Origin of the sequence: Pantoea agglomerans, assembly GCF_021397715.1 — a bacterium.
Taxonomy (GTDB): Bacteria; Pseudomonadota; Gammaproteobacteria; order Enterobacterales; family Enterobacteriaceae; genus Pantoea; species Pantoea astica.
Map to the genome: position 1 here is coordinate 131,173 of NZ_CP090207.1, position 20,091 is coordinate 151,263.

Below are 20,091 nucleotides of genomic sequence, written 5' to 3' on the forward strand. Positions count from 1 at the left end.
AAACCTCACTGGCGAATGGGCAGGTAAACCGAGAATTCGGTGTGTCCCGGCCAACTGTTAAATTCTATTTTTCCTGAATGCTGATCAATCAGGCTACGGGCGATGGAGAGGCCTAAACCGGTTCCGCCTTCACGGCCGCTGACCATCGGATAAAACAGCGTATCCTGCAGCTGGGCGGGAATGCCGGGGCCATCATCTTCAATATCAATCCGCGCCACCAGACGGTAACGGGTGCCGTGCAGCGTTAACTGGAACGCGGTACGGGTTCGAATCACAATGGTGCCGCCGTCGTCGCCCAACGCCTGCAGCGCGTTGCGTACCACGTTAAGCAGCACCTGTTCAATTTGATCGGGGTCGTGCGGCAGTTCCGGCAGGCTGGGATCGTAATCACGCACCAGAGAGACATTGTCCGGCAGCTCCATCGACACCAGATTGACCACACGCTCTGCCACCTGATGAATGCTCTGGGTGATGTGCATGCCAGGCTGCTGCGGCCCTAACAGACGATCGACCAGGTTTCTCAGCCGGTCGGCCTGTTCAATAATCACTTTGGTATATTCGTTCAGCGACGGATCGGGCAGGGCGCGCGACAACAGCTGGGCGGCTCCGCGTAATCCCCCCAGCGGATTTTTAATTTCGTGTGCCAGGCCACGAACCAAATCGCGAGCGGCCACCTGCTGGGCGTGCTGTAACTGTTCCTGACTGAGGCGACGCTGATTATCCATCGGCGCCATTTCCAGCAGAATTAAGCCATCGGGCAAACGCTGGGCGGTCAGCGACATGATGTGCGCGCGACCATCTACCACCAGCGTGACTTCACTGTCTGTAAATCCCTGGCCAGCCTCAAGACTCTCGCGCATCACCTCAATATTCAGCGAAAAGTAGCCGGTCAGTTCCGGTAACGGCGTGCCGAACAATTTACGTGAGCTTTGCGCCAGTAATTGCTGCGCCGCCGGATTGGCGTAGTGAATAACCAGGTCGTTATCCACCAACAAAATACTGTTGATTAACGCGTTGAGAATCTGCCCTGCGTCGGGCAGAGAGCCAGTTGCCATACAGCGTTCCTCTGCACTAAGTTAGTGCATTTTAGTCTTTAAGCCGGAATGAAGGCGAATGAACGGTGAATTCGCGGAGAAAAAAGCCCATCCGAAGATGGGCTGAAAGTTTCCACGGCAACAAAAACGTCTGACCAATTAAACGCTGTAGTAAAGCTCGAACTCTACCGGGTGTGGCGTCATGCGAACGCGGTCCAGTTCTGCTTTACGCAGTTCGATGTAAGCATCGATGGTTTCGTCGGTGAACACGCCGCCACGGGTCAGGAACTCGCGGTCTTCGTTCAGGGCGTTCAGCGCTTCTTCCAGCGAGCCAGCCACTTTTGGAATCTCAGCTTCTTCTTCCGGTGGCAGGTCATACAGGTTTTTATCCATCGCATCGCCAGGATGGATTTTGTTGATGATGCCGTCGAGGCCAGCCATCAGCAGCGCGGTGAACGCCAGGTATGGGTTAGCCGCTGGGTCCGGGAAGCGCGCTTCAATACGACGAGCTTTCGGGCTGGCAACCACCGGGATACGGATAGAGGCGGAACGGTTACGGGCAGAGTATGCCAGCATGACCGGTGCTTCATAACCCGGGACCAGACGCTTGTAAGAGTTGGTGGTCGGGTTCGCCAGAGCGTTGATCGCTTTGGCGTGCTTGATAATGCCGCCGATGTAGAACAGCGCCATTTCAGACAGGCCGCCGTATTTGTCACCGGAGAACAGGTTCTGGCCACCTTTAGAAAGTGACATATGGCAGTGCATACCTGAACCGTTGTCGCCAAACATTGGCTTCGGCATAAAGGTCGCAGTTTTGCCGTAGGCGTGCGCCACGTTGTGCACGACATATTTGTAGATCTGAATTTCGTCAGCTTTTTTGGTCATGGTGTTGAAGCGGGTTGCCACTTCGTTCTGACCAGCGGTTGCGACTTCGTGGTGATGGGCTTCAACCACCAGACCCATCTGCTCCATGGTCAGACACATGGCAGAACGGATGTCCTGTGATGAGTCAACCGGTGGCACCGGGAAGTAGCCGCCTTTCAGACCTGGACGGTGACCTTTGTTACCGCCTTCGTATTCTTTGCCGGTGTTCCAGGCCGCTTCGATATCATCGATAGCCACGTGTGAACCGGAGGTCGATGAACCGAAACGGATATCATCGAACAGGAAGAATTCTGGTTCCGGGCCAAACAGCACGGTATCAGCGATGCCGGAAGAACGCAGGAAATCTTCAGCGCGCTTGGCAATCGAGCGTGGGTCACGATCGTAGCCCTGCATGGTGCCAGGCTCGAGAATGTCACAACGGATGATCAGCGTGGAATCTTCAAAGAAAGGGTCCATGACCGCCGTGGTCGCGTCAGGCATCAGCACCATGTCTGATTCGTTAATGCCTTTCCAGCCACCGATGGAGGAGCCATCGAACATTTTGCCTTCTTCGAAGAAGTCAGCGTTAACCTGGTGAGCAGGGATAGTAACGTGCTGTTCTTTACCTTTGGTATCGGTAAAACGCAGGTCAACAAACTTAACTTCATGCTCGTTCATCATCGAGAGAACGTGTTCAGCGGACATACTCAACTCTCCTGGAAATGGTCATTGTCTACATGGTGAGGGAACGTCGTTGCCGGGAATGCGTTTCTGACTACTGCCATCCCTGACCTGGCTATTCCGGCACGCTCTTCACCCGTCGTCTGACTGGCGTTTGCGCTTAAAAGAGATAAAGCGAATTCTGTGCCAACTTTCGCGTAGTCAGTTAAATCGCCTTGTGGTGCACCTTTTTGTCCGGATTCACCTGCACCACGATGGTCGCCATGCACCATTATGGTGCTTATGGGTGATGATTTAGCACCAAATCGGTGCATCAGCCCAACTTAGTGCATTTTCTGCACCGGTAACAGGGCAAATTTACGCCCATGCAATAAACTTTCAGTGAAAAGTGTGATCGTGTTCAGTCTTCCGCTTAATCAGTGTACAATAACGCGCTATTTCTAATGCCTGAGGCAAAGCTGTGATCGAAAATTTGCGTAACATCGCCATCATCGCGCACGTTGACCATGGAAAGACCACCCTGGTTGACAAACTGCTGCAACAATCCGGTACTTTTGATGCCCGTACCGAAGCAACCGAGCGCGTGATGGACTCCAATGATTTGGAGAAAGAGCGTGGGATTACCATCCTCGCAAAAAACACCGCCATTAAGTGGAACGACTACCGTATCAACATCGTTGATACCCCAGGACACGCCGACTTCGGTGGTGAAGTTGAGCGCGTCATGTCCATGGTGGACTCGGTGCTGCTGGTTGTAGATGCGATGGATGGCCCTATGCCGCAAACCCGCTTCGTGACCAAAAAAGCGTTCGCGCATGGTCTGAAGCCGATTGTGGTTATCAACAAAGTAGACCGCCCGGGTGCGCGTCCGGATTGGGTTGTGGATCAGGTATTTGACCTGTTCGTCAACCTCGACGCGACTGACGAGCAGCTCGACTTCCCTATCATTTTCGCTTCGGCGCTGAATGGTATTGCTGGTCTGGAACACACTGATATGGCTGACGATATGACGCCACTGTATCAGGCGATCGTTGACCACGTTTCTCCACCACAGGTTGAAGCTGAAGCGCCACTGCAGATGCAAATCTCGCAACTGGACTACAACAACTACCTGGGTGTTATCGGCATCGGCCGCATCAAACGCGGTAAAGTGAAGCCTAACCAGCAAGTCACTATCATCGATAGCGAAGGCAAAACCCGTAACGGTAAAGTCGGCAAAGTTCTGACTCACCTGGGTCTGGAGCGTATCGACAGCGATCTGGCAGAAGCGGGCGATATCATTGCTATCACCGGTCTGGGCGAACTGAACATCTCTGACACCATCTGTGATCCACAGAACGTGCAGGCGTTGCCAGCACTGAGCGTCGATGAGCCAACAGTAACCATGTTCTTTAACGTCAACACCTCACCGTTCTGCGGTAAAGAAGGTAAGTACGTGACTTCACGTCAGATCCTTGAGCGTCTGAACAAAGAACTGGTTCACAACGTGGCGCTGCGTGTTGAAGAAACCGAAGATGCTGACGCGTTCCGCGTATCAGGTCGTGGTGAGCTGCACCTCTCTGTTCTGATCGAAAACATGCGTCGTGAAGGTTTCGAACTGGCGGTATCCCGTCCGAAAGTTATCTTCCGTGAAATCGATGGCCGCAAACAAGAGCCATTCGAGAACGTGACGCTGGATATCGAAGAGAACAACCAGGGTTCAGTCATGCAAGCCATGGGTGAGCGTAAGGGCGATCTGAAAAACATGGATCCGGATGGCAAAGGCCGCGTACGTCTCGACTACGTGATCCCAAGCCGTGGCCTGATTGGCTTCCGTAACGAATTCATGACCATGACGTCTGGTACCGGTCTGCTCTACTCCACCTTCAGCCACTACGACGACATTCGTCCAGGCGAAGTGGGCCAGCGTCAGAACGGCGTACTGATCTCTAACGGTCAGGGTAAAGCGGTTGCGTTTGCACTGTTCGGCCTGCAGGACCGCGGTAAGCTGTTCCTGGGTCACGGTGCGGAAGTGTATGAAGGCCAGATCATCGGTATTCACAGCCGCTCTAACGACCTGACAGTTAACTGTCTGACCGGTAAGAAACTGACCAACATGCGTGCTTCCGGTACGGATGAAGCGACTACCCTGGTGCCGCCAATCAAGATGACGCTGGAGCAGGCGATCGAGTTCATCGATGATGACGAACTGGTTGAAGTCACGCCACAGTCAGTGCGTATCCGTAAACGTCACCTGACTGAAAACGACCGTAAACGTGCTTCACGTGGTCCTAAAGACGCGTAATTCGCGCCTTTAATCGATAAAAAGCCCCGTTATCGGGGCTTTTTTTTGCCTGCAATTCCGATCCTGCACCACCAGGCCAGCGATGAGTAGGGTCTCAGCGCGCGCGTCTCAAGCGGTCATTGCCGTTTCCGCTTTTCTCTCCGCGGTTATCTGTTCAGCCCGCCCTTTTGCCGCTAGAGTGAATACTTCAGGGAACAGAAGGAGGCGCACCATGTTGTACATTTTTGATTTGGGCAATGTGATCATTGATATCGATTTTAACCGCGTGTTAGGTGTCTGGAGTGACCTTAGCCGCGTGCCGCTGGCGTCATTGCAAAGCCATTTTGTGATGGATGAAGCGTTTGAACAGCACGAGCGGGGCGAGATCAGCGATGAAGATTTCGCGTTAGCGCTGTGTGAAAAGCTGGAGATCGCCCTGAGTTACGAGCAGTTCACCGCAGGCTGGCAGGCGGTGTTTGTTGACGTGCGGCCTGAAACTCTGGCGCTGATGAACCGGCTGCGGCTGGAAGGACATCGGGTCGTGATCCTCTCCAATACCAACAAGCTGCACTGCGCCTTCTGGCCGACCCAGTACCCGGATGTGCAGCAGGCGGCGGATGCGCTCTACCTGTCGCAGGAACTCGGGATGCGCAAGCCGGAAGCGCGCATCTATCAGCACGTGCTGGAGGCGGAAGGCGTCAGTGCCGATCAGGCGGTCTTCTTCGACGATAACCCGCAGAATATTGACGCGGCGCGCGCGCTGGGCATTGAAAGCGTGCTGGTCACTGACAGCAAAACGGTGCCCGACTGGTTCGCAGGTCAGCATTAAACCATGACGTCACGTAAATTTCGTCCCGGGCTACATGCGTTCTGGCTGTGGCTCAAACTGTTATGGAAGCGGGTTGATGAAGATGGCATGACGACTCAGGCCGGCAATCTGGCTTTCGTCTCATTGCTGGCGCTGGTGCCGCTTATCGCGGTGGTGTTTGCGCTGTTTGCGGCTTTCCCGGTCTTCTCCGACATCAGTGTGCAGTTAAAGCAGTTCATCTTTACTAACCTGATGCCGGCTGCGGGTAACACACTGCAACGCTATTTAGAGCAGTTTGTTGCCAACGTTAACCGCATGACCGCCGTCGGCGCGGTTGGTCTGATCGTCACGGCGCTACTGCTGATGCATTCGGTCGATACCGCACTGAATACCATCTGGCGCAGCAACAAGAAGCGGCCGATGGTCTATTCGTTTGCGGTTTACTGGATGATCCTGACGCTGGGTCCGCTGCTGGCCGGTGCCAGCCTGGCCATCAGCTCGTATCTGCTGTCGCTGCGCTGGATCAACGCCACCGGCGTGACCAGCCTGGTCGATCAGATGCTGCGCATCTTCCCGCTGCTGCTCTCCTGGTTCGCCTTCTGGCTGCTCTACAGCATTGTTCCCACCCAGCGGGTGCCACCGCGCGATGCGCTGATTGGCGCGCTGGTGGCGGGTGCGCTGTTTGAGCTGGGTAAAAAGGGCTTCGCGCTCTATGTTACGATGTTTCCCTCTTATCAGCTGATCTACGGCGTACTGGCCGTGATCCCGATTCTGTTCCTCTGGGTCTACTGGACCTGGTGTATTGTGTTGTTAGGCGCTGAAATTACTGTCGCATTAGCGGACTATCGCCAGTTAAAACAGCAGCACAGAGAAAAAGAACGTGAGGAAACATGATTGCATTGATTCAACGCGTGCAGCGCGCCAGCGTTAGCGTCGATCAGGTCGTGACAGGTGAAATCGGTAGCGGATTACTGGTGTTACTGGGCGTGGAAAAAGGTGATGACGCACAGCGTGCGGAGCGTCTCGCAGAACGGGTGCTGGGTTATCGCATCTTCAGTGATGAACAGGGCAAAATGAACCTGAGCGTCAAACAGGCTGGCGGCAGCGTGCTGGTGGTGTCGCAGTTTACCCTGGCGGCGGATACTAAAAAGGGCATGCGGCCCTCCTTTTCCGGCGGCGCGGAACCGGCGGAAGCTGAACGCCTGTATGAATATTTCAGCGACTGCTGTCGTCGGCAGGGCATCACCACTGAGAATGGCCGCTTTGCGGCAGATATGCAGGTCGCGCTGGTGAATGATGGTCCTGTAACCTTCTGGTTGCAGGTGTGAGATCGTCAGCCGAGCGGCAAGGGATAAGCCACGCAAGCTCCGAACGAGAGAAACATTTTATGTATCATCTTCGCGTGCCACAGACGGCGGAAGAGCTGGATATCTATTATCAGTTCCGCTGGGAAATGCTACGAAAACCGCTGCGTCAGCCGCAGGGTTCTGAACGTGACGCCTGGGATGCCTTAGCGCATCATCAGATGGTGGTGGATGAACAGGGACAGCCGGTCGCGGTAGGACGTCTGTACATCAATGCCGACAACGAAGCGGCGATTCGCTTTATGGCGGTCCACCCTTCGGTGCAGGGCAAAGGCCTGGGGACGCTGGTGGCGATGACGCTGGAATCGGTGGCGCGTCAGGAGGGGGCCAAACGCGTCACCTGTAGCGCGCGCGAAGATGCCGTCGCCTTCTTTGCCAAACTGGGTTACGTCAACCAGGGAGAGATTACCGCGCCGCAAACCACGCCGGTACGTCACTTTCTGATGATCAAGCCAGTGGTCACGCTTGACGATATCCTGCACCGCGCCGACTGGTGCGGTCAGCTACAGCAGGCCTGGTACGCGCACATCCCGCTCAGTGAAAAGATGGGCGTACGCATCCTGCAGTATACCGGCCAGAAATTTATCACCACCATGCCGGAGGCGGGCAATCAGAACCCGCATCAGACGTTATTTGCGGGCAGCCTGTTCTCGCTGGCGACGCTGACCGGCTGGGGATTAATCTGGCTGTTGCTGCGTGAGCGTCATCTTGGCGGCACCATTATTCTGGCCGATGCGCATATTCGTTACAGTCAGCCTATCAGTGGTCGGCCAGGCGCCATCGCCGATCTGGGCTCGTTAAGCGGCGATCTCGATCGTCTGGCGCGTGGCCGTAAGGCGCGCGTGCAGCTTGAAGTTGAACTGTTCGGCGATGAAGAGCGTGGCGCGGTATTTGAAGGGGTCTATATCGTGCTGCCTGCCGATCCTGACGGACCGCTGGAAGAGGGCGGCTCGGGCGCGCGCATTAACTGATCATCAGGGCCGGTAAAACCGGCCCTGATGCGTTATCGAACCTCACCAGCCTGCAGGGTCTGCTGCAACTGCTGGCTGTCGGTGGTGACTGACAAACTGCCATTGGCGGTTGGACGCAGTGGCTGACCGGCTTTTAACGCGGCATTCAGCTGCAGTTGCAGGTTGCTGTCACCGGTTAGCGGCAGCGCCGGCCATCCCCAGTTCTGCAACACATTCACCGGCACGGCACGGCCAGTCAGCTGCAACGTCAGCGGACGCTCGGGCTGCTGGCCGACCGTCGCACGTCCTTCCAGCAAGCCCTTACCACTGAACGCGCTCAGCTCGGTCACCTGAATCTGCTGCGGATCGGCACTTAGTGCAATTGAAGGATGGCGCAAATCGGTGCGGTTAAAGGTCGACTCCGCCGCATTCAGGCTCAGCTTACCGGACCAGATCCCCCACTGTTGCTGACGAACCAGCAACAGATTCTCACCGGTGCCATCCAGCGACGTCAGCTGGAAAGGAAACGCCGGATTAATATCGATAATCAGATTACGGTTTGAGGTGAAACGCGTCACCACCACGCTATCAAGCCAGTCAGGTAACGTGGACTGCCAGCGATCGCGCCAGTCCTGCGGCAGGGTATATTCCAGCCCGGCGACCGCCAGGTTTTTCAGCGTCAGGCGTTTATCGGCGCGCGACCAGTCGCCTTCTGCCCGGATCACGCCGTTGGCCCAGCGTGAACTGAACTGCGTCAGGGCGATGCCTTGCGGAGAGAAGTCCAGATTGACGATTGGATCGTTCAGCTCCAGCCCGCCGTTGATAAAGTTGCTGGCGTTCATGGCCAGCGAGCCGTCGTTGCTCTGCCAGTCATCGCCCTGCCAGTTAAGGTTACGCAGGGTCAGATCAAGGTCGGTCACCGCCCAGTCAGGCCCCTGCAGGCGCGCATCGGTCACATCCAGCCGGGTTATGGCAATCGATGGCACCGCCTGCACATTACGCAGAAAATCTTTCAGGCTGCTGGCGGTCTGCAGACGAATATCATTCAGCCGCAGCTGGTTAATCTTCCAGTTGCCCTGCGCATCGCGCTCACCGTTGCCGGTCATCGAGCCGCGAGCCAGATCGGCACCGACATTATTGAAAACCATCCGTCCCTGCGAGACGCTTCCCTGAATCAGCACATTTTCGCCGGGCACCTTATTCAGCGTCATGCTGCCGGCACTCATCTGGAAACGGGCATCCTGGCCCAGCATATTGCTGGCGACCGGTTTCCACGGCAGAATGCCGCCGTTCACCTGCTGAGCGAACAGCGGCAGCGCGCTGTTGGGGCTTTCGATATGCATGTTGTTGAGCTGCAGACGCTGGGCCTGAATCGGCAGCGCGCTTGATGGCGTCAGGTTGGCCAGGTTGACTTCGCCGTCACGCAGTTCGATGCTGCTGAAGTGCAGCGGATCGCTGAACTGCACCAGCGCCAGGCCGAGATCGACGCGCTTTGCCACCAGCACCGCTGGCTGACCATCGTGACCGAAGCTGAAGTCATCCAGAATGACATGCGAGGGAGAGGAGAAGTTGTGCTCAATTTTACTCAGGGAGAGATGCCACTCCGTTTTGTCGCTCACCCATCGGCTAAACCAGCCTGCACCCCATTGCGTCTGCAGCAGCACATAGATCACCACCAGGGTGAAGAGCAGCAGCAAAAGTAAGGTGAGGAAAAACTTTCCAAGAAATTTCATAGCATCCTTCCCGAGTTAAATCCGGTGAGAGGTTGTTATGCCTGAATTACCGTTACAGCTCAACAGCCTGGATGTAAATCCGACTAAATAGCAGACGGGCCGCAGCCCGTCGCTCGCCTTACTTCTCCTGCGGGAAAATCAGGTTCAGCACGATAGCGGTAATTCCACCCGCCGCAATGCCGGAAGAGAGCAGGGTTTTCAGCCACTCAGGCGCAAATTGCAGAATCAGCGGCTGCTGCGAGACACCCAGCCCCACCGCCAGCGACAGCGCGATGATCATGATGGCGCGGCGGTTCAGCGGCTCACGTGACACGATGCGAACGCCGGAGGCGGCAATCGTCCCGAACATCACAATGGTCGCGCCGCCCAGCACCGGCTCAGGAATATGCTGCACCAGGCCGCTGACCGCCGGAAACAGCCCCAGCACAATCAGCATCAGCGCCACGACAAAGCCAACGTAGCGGCTGGCGACGCCGGTGAGCTGAATCACGCCGTTATTCTGCCCGAAGCAGGAGTTAGGGAAAGTGTTGAACAGCGCGGAGACAAACGAATTGAGGCCGTTAGCCAGCACGCCGCCCTTCAGGCGTTTCATATAGAGCGGACCGCTCACCGGCTGCTCTGAGACATCAGAGGTTGCGGTTATGTCGCCAATGGTTTCCAGCGAGGTCACCATAAACACCAGCATCAGCGGAACCAGCAGGTTCCAGTCGAAGCCCAGCCCGTAATAGAGCGGCGTCGGTACTGCAATCAGCGGTTGATCGGCTGGCGCGCTGGTGGTGGGTAACATATCCAGTGCCCAGGCCAGCAGATAGCCGACCGCCATGGCGATCACCAGTGAAGCGACGCGCAGATAGGGATTTTTCTGGCGGTTCAGCAGCACGATCACCAGCAGCACCGCGCCAGCCAGCAGCAGATTTTTTGGTGCGCCAAAACTGTGGTCGGCGATGGCGGCAAAGCCGCCGCCGATCGACGTCAGCCCGACCTGAATCAGCGACAGGCCGATAATCATCACCACGATACCTGAGACCAGTGGCGTAATGATGCGGCGCGCCAGATGCAGCACGCGCGACAGCACCATCTCAGTACAGGAAGCGACCATCAGGGTGCCAAACAGCGCTGCCATCATGGTGGGCACGTCAGCACCGCCATTTTTCAGCGCCATCCCGCCCATAATCAGCGGCGTGACGAAGTTAAAGCTGGTGCCCTGAATCGACAGCAGGCCGGAACCGACCGGACCCCAGGTTTTGATCTGCAGAATCGATGCCACGCCCGACGCGAACAGCGACATGCTGATAATGTGCTGGGTATCCTGGGCGGGCAGGCCCAGCGCCTGGCAAATCAGCAGCGCGGGGGTAATCACCGCCACAAACATGGCTAACAGATGCTGGCCGGCGGCAAACAGCGTTTGCGGCAGCGGTGGGCGATCTTCAAGGCGATAAATCAGTTCACTGTGGCGAGTGGCGGGTTGTTCTGGCTGCGGATTGGTGGACATCTTCTACTGTTCCCGAAAAATGGTGTGGCGATTGTAATCATCCGCCGGCTAAAAGCAATCGTTTGCCCGGCAGGGAGTAAAAAGGCCGGTCAGACGTTGGTATAACGGGTGTTCTCCGGCAGCCAGCGTTCAATCAGGGCGCTGGCCTGCTCGGGATAGTGCTGGTGGATATGTCGCGCCACGCGCTGCACTTCCGGCACCATCGCCTGATCGCGCAATAAATCTGCCACTTTGAACTCGGCGTTACCGGTCTGGCGCGTACCCAGCAGCTCGCCTGGTCCGCGAATCTCCAGGTCAAACTGCGCAATCACGAAGCCGTCATTGCTGTCGCGCAACACCTGCAATCGCTTCTGGGCGGTTTTGCTGAGCGGCGCTTTGTAGAGCAGCACACAGTGTGAGGCGACCGCGCCACGGCCTACCCGTCCGCGTAGCTGATGCAGCTGCGCCAGTCCTAAGCGTTCCGGGTTTTCAATAATCATCAGGCTGGCATTAGGCACGTCGACGCCCACTTCAATCACCGTGGTTGCCACCAGCAACTGCAGCTGGTTGGTTTTAAACGCCTGCATCACCGCCTGTTTTTCAGCCGGCTTCATCCGGCCGTGTACCAGGCCGATGTTGAGATCGGGCAGCGCCGTTTTCAGTGCTTCCCAGCTGGCTTCCGCCGCCTGCGCTTCCAGCAGGTCAGACTCTTCAATCAGCGTACAGACCCAGTACGCCTGACGCCCTTCGCGACAGGCATGTTCAACCCGCGCAATGATCTCATCGCGTCGGGTATCGGGAATGGCGACCGTCGTGACCGGCGTGCGGCCCGGTGGCAGTTCGTCAATGGTCGAGGTATCGAGATCGGCATAAGCGGTCATCGCCAGGGTGCGGGGGATCGGCGTTGCCGTCATGATCAACTGATGCGGATGGAAACCCTGTTCCTCGCCCTTTTCCCATAGCGCCAGCCGCTGATGGACGCCAAAACGGTGCTGCTCATCGATAATCACCAGCGCCAGGCCGTTGAACTGCACCTGCTCCTGGAACAGCGCATGGGTGCCGACCACCATCGCAACCTGACCGCTGGCAATGGCTTCCTGCTGTGCCTGGCGCGCCTTTCCTTTCTGTTTTCCAGCCAGCCAGCCGACTTCAATCCCCAGCGGCGCAAACCACTGACGGAAGTTGCTGGCGTGCTGTTCAGCCAGCAGTTCAGTCGGGGCCATCAGGGCAACCTGTTTACCGTGCGCAATCACATTCAGCGCCGATAACGCCGCCACCAGCGTTTTACCGGAACCCACATCGCCCTGCACCAGCCGCATCATCGGGAAGTCATTCGCCAGGTCATGCTCTATTTCCGCCACAACCCGCTTCTGCGCACCGGTAGGCGAGAAGGGCAGTGCCGCCAGCAGTTGATCGCTCAGGTTATGACGAGGCGGCATCGGTAACGCGTAATAACGCTGCGCACCGGCGCGTACCGCCAGCATGCTGAGATTATGCGCCAGCAGCTCTTCCAGAATCAGACGACGCTGCGCCGGATGACGGCCGCTCTCCAGCTCGCTCAGTTTGAGATCGGGTGGCGGACGATGCAGAGTACGCAACGCATCGGGCAGGCTGATTAAACCGCCGCTTAGCTCCTGCGGTAATAGCTCGGCAATCGGACAGCTTTCCAGCAGCGTCAGCGCCTGATCGGTGAGATTACGCAACGTAGCCTGACGGATGCCTTCGGTGGTGGGATAGACCGGCGTCAGCGTCTCTTCAAGCGCCACGTTGCTGTGTTCGCCCTGGATACGGTACTCAGGATGAATGATCTCAGCGCCGCGCTGACCACGTTTGATTTCACCGTAGGCGGTAACACGACGACCTGGCGCCAGGCTGTTTTTCATGCCGGCGTTGAAGTTGAAGAAGCGCATTGTCAGCACGCCGCTGCCATCGCTGATCTGACACACCATCATCCGGCGGCGGCCAAAAGTGATCTCGGAATGCAGCACTTCACCTTCTACGGTGGCCCAGATACCGGGCAGCAGATCATCAATGGCGTAAAGTTGGGTACGATCTTCGTAACGCAGCGGGAGATGGAGCAGCAGATCCTGAATGGTGTGCAGGCCAATTTTGGCCAGCTTTGCCGCCTGGCTGGCACCGACGCCGGTCAGGGTACTGAGCGGAATGGCATCCAGCAGGCGGCCTTTCATCTTTTACTTTTACCGGTTGACTGCATGGTGGCCCACCAGCTGGCGTCAGCCTCGACCTCGCCCAGGGCGTTGATGCGCGGATAGGGCAGGCCTTTCTGCCGCGCGACGCGCGCCAGCACCGGGAAACCCCCTTCGAACAGCAGACGTTGCTGTTCATCCTCATCCAGCAGGCTGTAATCACGCTGGTAAAGGCCGGCATTCTGCCGTTGTCGCTGGGCTTCATACAGGATCAGGGCGGAGGCAACCGAGACGTTCAGCGACTGCACCATACCAACCATCGGAATGATAATCTCCTGATCGGCCAGCGCCAGGGCTTCATCGGTAATGCCGGTTTTTTCCTGTCCCATCAGGATGCAGGTCGGGCGGGTATAATCAATCTCGCGGAAATCGACGGCTTCCGCTGACAGATGGGTGGCTAACACCTGCATCTTCTGCTGTTTAAGCTGTGTCACGGCGTCGCCGATAGTGCGATGCGTCACCACCTTGACCCAGCTGTTGCTGCCGGCCGAGGCGGACGCCTGGGTGCGCATCCGCTGGCTCGGCCAGACGGCGTGCACTTCGTGGATACCCACTGCATCGGCGGTGCGAATGACCGCAGAGACGTTGTGCGGTTTATGCACTTGTTCCATGCAGACCGTGAGATCGTGCTGACGCAGCGCCAGCATGGTCTGAATTCGGGCAAAACGTTGATCGTTCATGCACTAATTACGGTTACGGTGAACTTTGATCACATCCGGCATCACGCGGATTTTACGCATGATATTGGCCAGATGGACGCGATCGCGGGCGGTGAGGCGAATAAAGGCGCTATATACCCGGCCATCGCGCTCTTCCGTGTTCAGGCTCTGAATGTTAGAACCGGCAGTGTTAATCGCCGCCGTCAGGTTGGCTAACGCGCCCTGATGGTTAAACATATCGACCTTAATTTCCGCCACAAATTCCTGCTCAGTCACTTTGTCCCATTCAACCGGCATGAACTTCTCTGGCTCTTTCTGGTAACCGCGAATGTTTCGACAGGATTCGTGATGCACCACCAGGCCCTTACCGGGACTGACGTGCGCAACAATCGGATCGCCGGGAATCGGTCGACAGCATTTGGCGAAGGTAATCAGTACGCCGTCGGCGCCTTTGATGGGCAGCTTGCCGCGTTTGCTGTTGCTGATCGCTTTGCTGTCAGCCTGCAGCAGGTTTTTCGCCACCACCACGCTCATTGCATTGCCAAGACCAATTTCCGCCAGCAGATCGTCCAGCGAAGTCAGCTTCATGCGATCCAGCTCCTGCCTGATATTCTCCGGCGGGATCTCAGCCAGTTTACGGCTGCCGCCCAGCGCATGGCTCAGCAGGCGACGGCCCAGATTGACCGAGTCTTCGCGTTTGAGATTCTTCAGTAGCTGACGGATTTTGGCGCGGGCTTTGGAACTGACGACAAAGTTAAGCCAGGCGGCGTTAGGACGCGCGCCCGGCGCGGTGATGATCTCAATCGTCTGGCCGCTGGTCAGGGATTGCGACAGCGGATAAGGCTGGCGATCGACACGCGCGCCGACGCAGGCATGACCAATGTCAGTGTGCACGGCATAGGCGAAATCCACCGGTGTGGCGCCTGTCGGCAACTCTACGATACGGCCTTCCGGCGTGAAGACGTAGATCTCATCCGGGAAGAGATCGGACTTCACGCTTTCGATAAATTCAAATGAACTGCCGGCGCTTTGTTGCAGCTCCAGCAGGCTTTGCAGCCAGCGCTGGGCACGAATCTGCGCCGTGGTGCCACTTTCGCCCGCCTGTTTGTAAGCCCAGTGCGCAGCGACCCCCATTTCCGCCATCTGATCCATATCTTCAGTGCGAATCTGCACTTCAACCGGCACGCCGTGCGGGCCGATCATCGAAGTATGGAGAGATTGATAGCCGTTGGCTTTGGGGATGGCGATGTAATCTTTGACCCGGCCCGGACGCGGCTTATATAAGCTGTGCATCTGGCCCAGGACGCGATAGCAGGTATCGAGATCTTTCACGATGACGCGAAAGGCATAGATATCCATGATCGAGTGAAAACGCTGCTCTTTCAGCGTCATTTTGCGGTAGATCGAGTAAAGATGCTTTTCACGACCGCTGACGCGGCAGGGAATGCCCGCTTCCTGCAGACGGCCATCGATCTCAGAAAGAATCTTCTGGATCATCTCTTTACGGTTACCGCGTGCCGCCTTCACCACCTCTTTGATAACCCGATAACGGTTCGGATAAAGGGCTTCGAAACCGAGCTCTTCGAGTTCTGTTTTAAGGTGATGAATACCCAGACGATGCGCCAGTGGGCTGTAAATTTCCAGCGTTTCCAGCGCGATGCGGCGACGTTTATCCGGGCGTAATGCGCCGAGGGTGCGCATGTTGTGCGTGCGGTCAGCCAGCTTGATGAGAATAACGCGGATATCCTGCACCATCGCCATAATCATCTTGCGGAAGTTCTCTGCCTGCGCCTCTTTCTTGTCGCGGAACTTCAGCTTATCCAGCTTAGAAACGCCTTCGACCAGCTCCGCCACGCTCTTACCGAACAGCTGTTCCATATCCTGGTAAGTGGCGGGCGTATCTTCGATCACGTCATGCAGCAGCGCGGCCATGAGCGTTTCATGGTCGAGCTTCATTTCCGCCAGAATACAGGCTACGGCAACCGGATGGGTGATATAAGGCTCACCACTGGAGCGTGTCTGTCCCTCGTGGGCATCACGTGCGACAAGGTAAGCCTGCTGGAGGCGCTTGATGTGCTCCTCTGGCAGGTATTTTTCAATCAGTTGATTGAGGCTTTCAAACAGATACAAGGGTGACCTGCAGGTGGCTGTTAACGACGACCTTCAGCGATAGCGGTAACGGCCTGTAACTCAGCGGCTTCCTGCTCTTGCTGTTCCTGACGATCACGCACATCTAAAATCTGATTGGTGACCAACCCTTCTTCGATTTCGCGCAGGGCGATAACGGTAGGTTTATCGTTCTCTTCCGGAACCAGCGGATCTTTGCCGCCTACCTGCATCTGACGTGCACGACGTGCAGCGACCAACACCAGGTCAAAACGATTACCAACTTTTTCTACTGCGTCCTGAACGGTTACGCGTGCCATAGGTGTGCTACTCCACAGATGAAGAAATGACTGGGCATCATACTGAAACTCAATTCAGACTGCCAACAGTTTGCTGATTAAAGCATCATGGCGCGCCTTCTGGCGCGCCATGCGCAGACGTTCTGCGCGAATAATGGTTTTCAGATCGGACAGCGCCAGATCGAAATCATCATTCACAATTAAATAATCATATTCGGCATAGTGACTCATTTCCGCCACGGCTTGTGCCATGCGACGGGTGATCACCTCTTCGCTATCCTGCCCGCGACCGCGCAGACGGCGATCGAGTTCTTCTTTCGACGGCGGCAGAACAAAGATACTCCGTGCGCCAGGCATTCGGGTGCGGATCTGCTGCGCGCCCTGCCAGTCGATGTCGAGAAAGACGTCAACGCCAGTCGAAAGCACCTGCTCAATGGCATGGCGCGAGGTACCGTAGTAGTTGTCGAAAACTTTGGCGTGTTCGAGAAAAGCGTCTTCCGCAATCATCTTCTCAAACTCATCTTTTCCGACAAAAAAGTAGTGTTCGCCATGGGTTTCACCCGGTCGCATGCCGCGGGTGGTGTGCGAAACAGACACCTGCGTATCGTACAACGGCTGGGTCTTTAACAGCGCCTGAATCAGGCTGGATTTACCTGCACCGCTGGGAGCAGAAACAATATAGAGCGTGCCTTGAGCCATGGTTTTCTTGAATTGATTAAAAGCGGAGTCGATTTCCTGCACAGTATACACAGCTTCCCGCTGCCACGCAGCGTTTGCGCAGCGGCTGCGGGTAAACTTTTGCGTGTTGCTGCGCAAATTGATGTTGCCTGAGCGTAAAAGGTGACGGATTTTGCTGTGATCTGTTCCGGATCGGATGACGGCCTCTGGCTGATGCTAGCGTCTCTGTGTTGAATGGCGCAAAACGTCAGGAGAGAGATCATGAAAGGATTTGGCTGGCCTCTGATTGCTGTTTTGCTTGCAGCCGCGCCTGTTTACAGTGCGATTTGCCCCGCCTGGACTCCGGCACGGGCGGCGAGTGAAATTGCCCATCTGCAGCAGCAGCTTCAGCACTGGGATCAGGCCTATTATCAACAGGGACTTAGCCCGGTAACCGATGCAGATTACGATAGCCTGCAATCCCGCCTTAACCACTGGCTGCACTGCTTCAGCTCGCCGCAGGCAAATTACTCAGCGCAACTGCCTGAGCAGGGTGAACATCTGCATCCTGTTGCCCATACCGGGGTAAAAAAGCTGCGCGATAAACTGGCGCTGGCTTACTGGATGCAGGATCGCCGCGATCTGTGGGTTCAGCCTAAAGTGGATGGCATTGCGGTTTCACTGGTTTATCGTGCGGGCAGGCTGGTGTCGTTATTAAGCCGTGGTGATGGATTACGCGGGGAGGAGTGGCTGACTAAAGCGGCCTTTATCCCGGCGATACCGCAGCAGATAAACAGCGATCGCGACGAGATGGTTTTGCAGGGCGAACTCTACCTGCCGATGACCGATCATCATCAGGCGCGGGATGGCGGTAAAAATGCCCGTTCAAAAGTGGCCGGTGCCATGATGAGTAAACAGCCTGGTCCGCTACTTTCGCAACTCAATATTTTTATCTGGGCTTGGCCGGACGGGCCGGCAAAAATGCGTGACCGGCTGGCGCAACTGAGCCAGTGGGGATTGGGCATTGCCGCGCAGTGGAGCCAGCCAGTAAAAGATGAAGAGGAGGTCGCGGTATGGCGTGATCGCTGGTTTCATGGCGGGCTGCCGTTTGTCACCGACGGCGTGGTGGTTCATCAGGCATCACGGCCCGCCGGCAAAAACTGGCGGCCCGGTGAGGGCGAATGGGCCGTAGCCTGGAAATATCAGCCGCCAGAGGTCAGCAGTGAAGTGCTGTCGGTCGATTTTCCGATTGGCCGCACCGGAAAAGTGGCGGTGGTGCTTAATCTGCAGCCGGTGCAGCTGGATGACAAAACGGTCAGGCGGGTAAACATTGGCTCACTGCGTCGCTGGCGGCATAGGGACATCATCGCGGGAGACCAGGTGACCCTGAGTCTGGCCGGACAGGGCATCCCACGATTGGATCGGGTGATCTGGCGAGTGGCGCAACGTGATTACCCGCAGCCGCCCGACGAAACACGCTATAACCCGCTGAGCTGTTATCGCTTCAGTGCCGACTGCCAGAAGCAGATGCTGGCGAAATTGCGCTGGCTGAGTCAAAAGTCGGTGCTGAATATTCCGGGAGTAGCGCGCAACACCTGGCTGAAGCTACTGGAAGCGGGCAGCATGCCGCATCTTTTCGCCTGGCTCACCTTAACACCTGAGCAAATCGCCACAGCTGCCGACATCTCTTCTGCGCGTGCCGGACAGCTCTGGCATCGTTTCAATCTGACGCGCCAGCAACCGCTGCGACGCTGGATCAGCGCGCTGGGTGTTTCGCTACCGCGTAAAGCCGCAGAGGCGCTGCCCGATCAACACTGGGATGACCTGATACAACGGGATGCGGCAGCATGGCAAACCTTGCCAGGCGTGGGTGCCGCGCTGGCCCAGCGTCTTGTCGACCAGTTTCACCATGCTGAACTGCAATCACTGATCGCCTTTTTACAGCAGCAGGGCATTCCCGCCTCAGTGTTCCGGGTGGGGATAGTTGAAAATCGGCAAGCCGAGGCGAAAACGCAGCGCCAGTAGACGGGCAAAAAAGCCGAACAGCAGCGTAATGATGATCACCGCTTCGTGCGCCAGCGACGTTTTCAGCAGCAGGATATAGATCCAGCCTGAAGCGAAAGCGATCCCCGCATACAGCTCTTTCTGGAATACCAGTGGGATGCGATTACAGAACATGTCGCGCAGCACGCCGCCAAATACGCCCGTGATGACGGCGCTGATGGCAGCAATGATCATCGCATGGCCGGAATCCAGCGCCACCTGAGCGCCAATAATGGAGAAAACCACCAGGCCGAGCGCATCCAGCACCAGAAAAACTTTGCGCAGATGCGTCATCAGTGGCGCCGCAAAGGTGGTGATCACCGCCGCCGCCGCGACAATCATGATGTATTCAGGGTGTTTGACCCAGCCGAGCGGATAATGGCCGAGCAGGATATCGCGAACGGAACCGCCACCAATTGCGGTCACTGAGGCGATGATAATGACGCCGAAAAGATCCATTTTACGGCGACCGGCAGCCAGCGCGCCGGTCATGGCCTCGGCGGTAATGCCGATGATGTAGAGAACGGTCAGTAACATAGCAGACTCCAGTTAGACGGCGGCAAGGCTAAGGTATAGCGTAATAAACGGCGACTGAGATTTTCTGACGCCACGCTATTGGGATTAGCTCAGTTTATGGATGTGTGCTGCAAACGTCGTGGTATCAGTACGCCGGGTCGTGAACGTCTCGTGCAATGCATAAGAAAAAATTCGCCCGACAGGCTAACCGGCCGCTACTTCCTCTCTCTGTTTTGCTGTGCCACCGCCAGCAGGCGCATTACGCCATAACATGACCTCTGACACCATGCTGACGTGCCGGATAAATGGATGACCGGGCTGTTCTGTCAGGTCATCGCCGGGCAATGCCGCAGCGTCAGAGCGAAGGAGGCTGTCTTCTGGGCAAATCGCAGTCAACGCGATCAGCAACGTTAAGGGATAATAACAGGCAGAGGCA

Annotated in this window: 16 protein-coding genes; 6 read left to right on the forward strand and 10 right to left on the reverse strand. The window is 56.6% G+C overall.

What is annotated here, in order from left to right:
• Positions 1 to 5: 5 nt before the first annotated feature.
• Together glnL and glnA are read right to left on the reverse strand one after the other, a co-directional pair.
• Positions 6 to 1,055, reverse strand: coding sequence for a nitrogen regulation protein NR(II) (glnL, locus tag LZU96_RS00620; protein ID WP_233985816.1), 1,050 nt, complete (start codon positions 1,053 to 1,055; stop codon positions 6 to 8).
• 138 nt (positions 1,056 to 1,193) lie between these two features.
• Complete coding sequence (gene glnA, locus LZU96_RS00625) at positions 1,194 to 2,603, reverse strand: glutamate--ammonia ligase (RefSeq protein WP_031377263.1); 1,410 nt, start codon at positions 2,601 to 2,603, stop codon at positions 1,194 to 1,196.
• Between the two features lie 436 nt (positions 2,604 to 3,039).
• Here glnA and typA point away from each other — a divergent pair, with 436 nt between their 5' ends.
• From typA to fabY, 5 genes are all read left to right on the forward strand, one after another.
• Positions 3,040 to 4,863, forward strand: a complete 1,824-nt coding sequence (typA, locus tag LZU96_RS00630) for a ribosome-dependent GTPase TypA (protein WP_046289508.1) — start codon at positions 3,040 to 3,042, stop codon at positions 4,861 to 4,863.
• A gap of 211 nt (positions 4,864 to 5,074) precedes the next feature.
• The gene (gene yihX, locus LZU96_RS00635) at positions 5,075 to 5,671 is read left to right on the forward strand and encodes a glucose-1-phosphatase (RefSeq protein ID WP_233985817.1); all 597 of its coding nucleotides are present in this window, start codon (positions 5,075 to 5,077) and stop codon (positions 5,669 to 5,671) included.
• 3 nt (positions 5,672 to 5,674) lie between these two features.
• Complete coding sequence (locus tag LZU96_RS00640; protein WP_233985818.1) at positions 5,675 to 6,544, forward strand: virulence factor BrkB family protein; 870 nt, start codon at positions 5,675 to 5,677, stop codon at positions 6,542 to 6,544.
• Entirely contained in the window at positions 6,541 to 6,978 is a 438-nt protein-coding gene (gene dtd, locus LZU96_RS00645) for a D-aminoacyl-tRNA deacylase (protein ID WP_233985819.1), read from the forward strand. The genes LZU96_RS00640 and dtd overlap by 4 nt, the downstream gene beginning before the upstream one ends.
• A 59-nt stretch (positions 6,979 to 7,037) precedes the next feature.
• The gene (gene fabY / locus LZU96_RS00650; RefSeq protein ID WP_046289509.1) at positions 7,038 to 7,985 is read left to right on the forward strand and encodes a fatty acid biosynthesis protein FabY; all 948 of its coding nucleotides are present in this window, start codon (positions 7,038 to 7,040) and stop codon (positions 7,983 to 7,985) included.
• Positions 7,986 to 8,017: 32 nt separating this feature from the next.
• Here the strand turns inward: fabY and LZU96_RS00655 are convergent, their stop codons facing one another.
• The 7 genes from LZU96_RS00655 to gmk all read right to left on the reverse strand — a co-directional run bounded on the left by LZU96_RS00655 (position 8,018) and on the right by gmk (position 17,138).
• Positions 8,018 to 9,697: an AsmA family protein gene (locus LZU96_RS00655; RefSeq protein WP_233985820.1), complete on the reverse strand. Its 1,680-nt coding sequence runs from the start codon at positions 9,695 to 9,697 to the stop codon at positions 8,018 to 8,020.
• Between the two features lie 118 nt (positions 9,698 to 9,815).
• The gene (locus tag LZU96_RS00660; RefSeq protein WP_233985821.1) at positions 9,816 to 11,189 is read right to left on the reverse strand and encodes a nucleobase:cation symporter-2 family protein; all 1,374 of its coding nucleotides are present in this window, start codon (positions 11,187 to 11,189) and stop codon (positions 9,816 to 9,818) included.
• An 89-nt stretch (positions 11,190 to 11,278) separates the two neighbouring features.
• Positions 11,279 to 13,357 (reverse strand): ATP-dependent DNA helicase RecG, encoded by a 2,079-nt coding sequence (recG, locus tag LZU96_RS00665; protein WP_233985822.1) that lies wholly within the window; start codon positions 13,355 to 13,357, stop codon positions 11,279 to 11,281.
• The gene (gene trmH, locus LZU96_RS00670) at positions 13,354 to 14,055 is read right to left on the reverse strand and encodes a tRNA (guanosine(18)-2'-O)-methyltransferase TrmH (RefSeq protein WP_094121051.1); all 702 of its coding nucleotides are present in this window, start codon (positions 14,053 to 14,055) and stop codon (positions 13,354 to 13,356) included. The genes recG and trmH overlap by 4 nt, the downstream gene beginning before the upstream one ends.
• A gap of 3 nt (positions 14,056 to 14,058) precedes the next feature.
• Positions 14,059 to 16,164: a bifunctional GTP diphosphokinase/guanosine-3',5'-bis pyrophosphate 3'-pyrophosphohydrolase gene (spoT, locus tag LZU96_RS00675; RefSeq protein WP_233985823.1), complete on the reverse strand. Its 2,106-nt coding sequence runs from the start codon at positions 16,162 to 16,164 to the stop codon at positions 14,059 to 14,061.
• A 20-nt stretch (positions 16,165 to 16,184) separates the two neighbouring features.
• Positions 16,185 to 16,460 carry a DNA-directed RNA polymerase subunit omega gene (rpoZ, locus tag LZU96_RS00680; RefSeq protein WP_003851346.1) on the reverse strand — a complete coding sequence of 92 codons (276 nt, stop codon included), beginning with the start codon at positions 16,458 to 16,460 and terminating at the stop codon, positions 16,185 to 16,187.
• 54 nt (positions 16,461 to 16,514) lie between these two features.
• Positions 16,515 to 17,138 (reverse strand): guanylate kinase, encoded by a 624-nt coding sequence (gene gmk, locus LZU96_RS00685; RefSeq protein ID WP_233985824.1) that lies wholly within the window; start codon positions 17,136 to 17,138, stop codon positions 16,515 to 16,517.
• Positions 17,139 to 17,378: 240 nt separating this feature from the next.
• Between gmk and ligB the strand changes: the two genes are divergently transcribed.
• Positions 17,379 to 19,121 carry an NAD-dependent DNA ligase LigB gene (ligB, locus tag LZU96_RS00690; RefSeq protein ID WP_233985825.1) on the forward strand — a complete coding sequence of 581 codons (1,743 nt, stop codon included), beginning with the start codon at positions 17,379 to 17,381 and terminating at the stop codon, positions 19,119 to 19,121.
• On the opposite strand, the gene LZU96_RS00695 is transcribed toward ligB, so the two are convergent.
• Positions 19,059 to 19,676 carry a trimeric intracellular cation channel family protein gene (locus LZU96_RS00695; RefSeq protein ID WP_233985826.1) on the reverse strand — a complete coding sequence of 206 codons (618 nt, stop codon included), beginning with the start codon at positions 19,674 to 19,676 and terminating at the stop codon, positions 19,059 to 19,061. The two genes, ligB and LZU96_RS00695, sit on opposite strands and share 63 nt — an antisense overlap.
• Between the last annotated feature and the right edge of the window lie 415 nt (positions 19,677 to 20,091).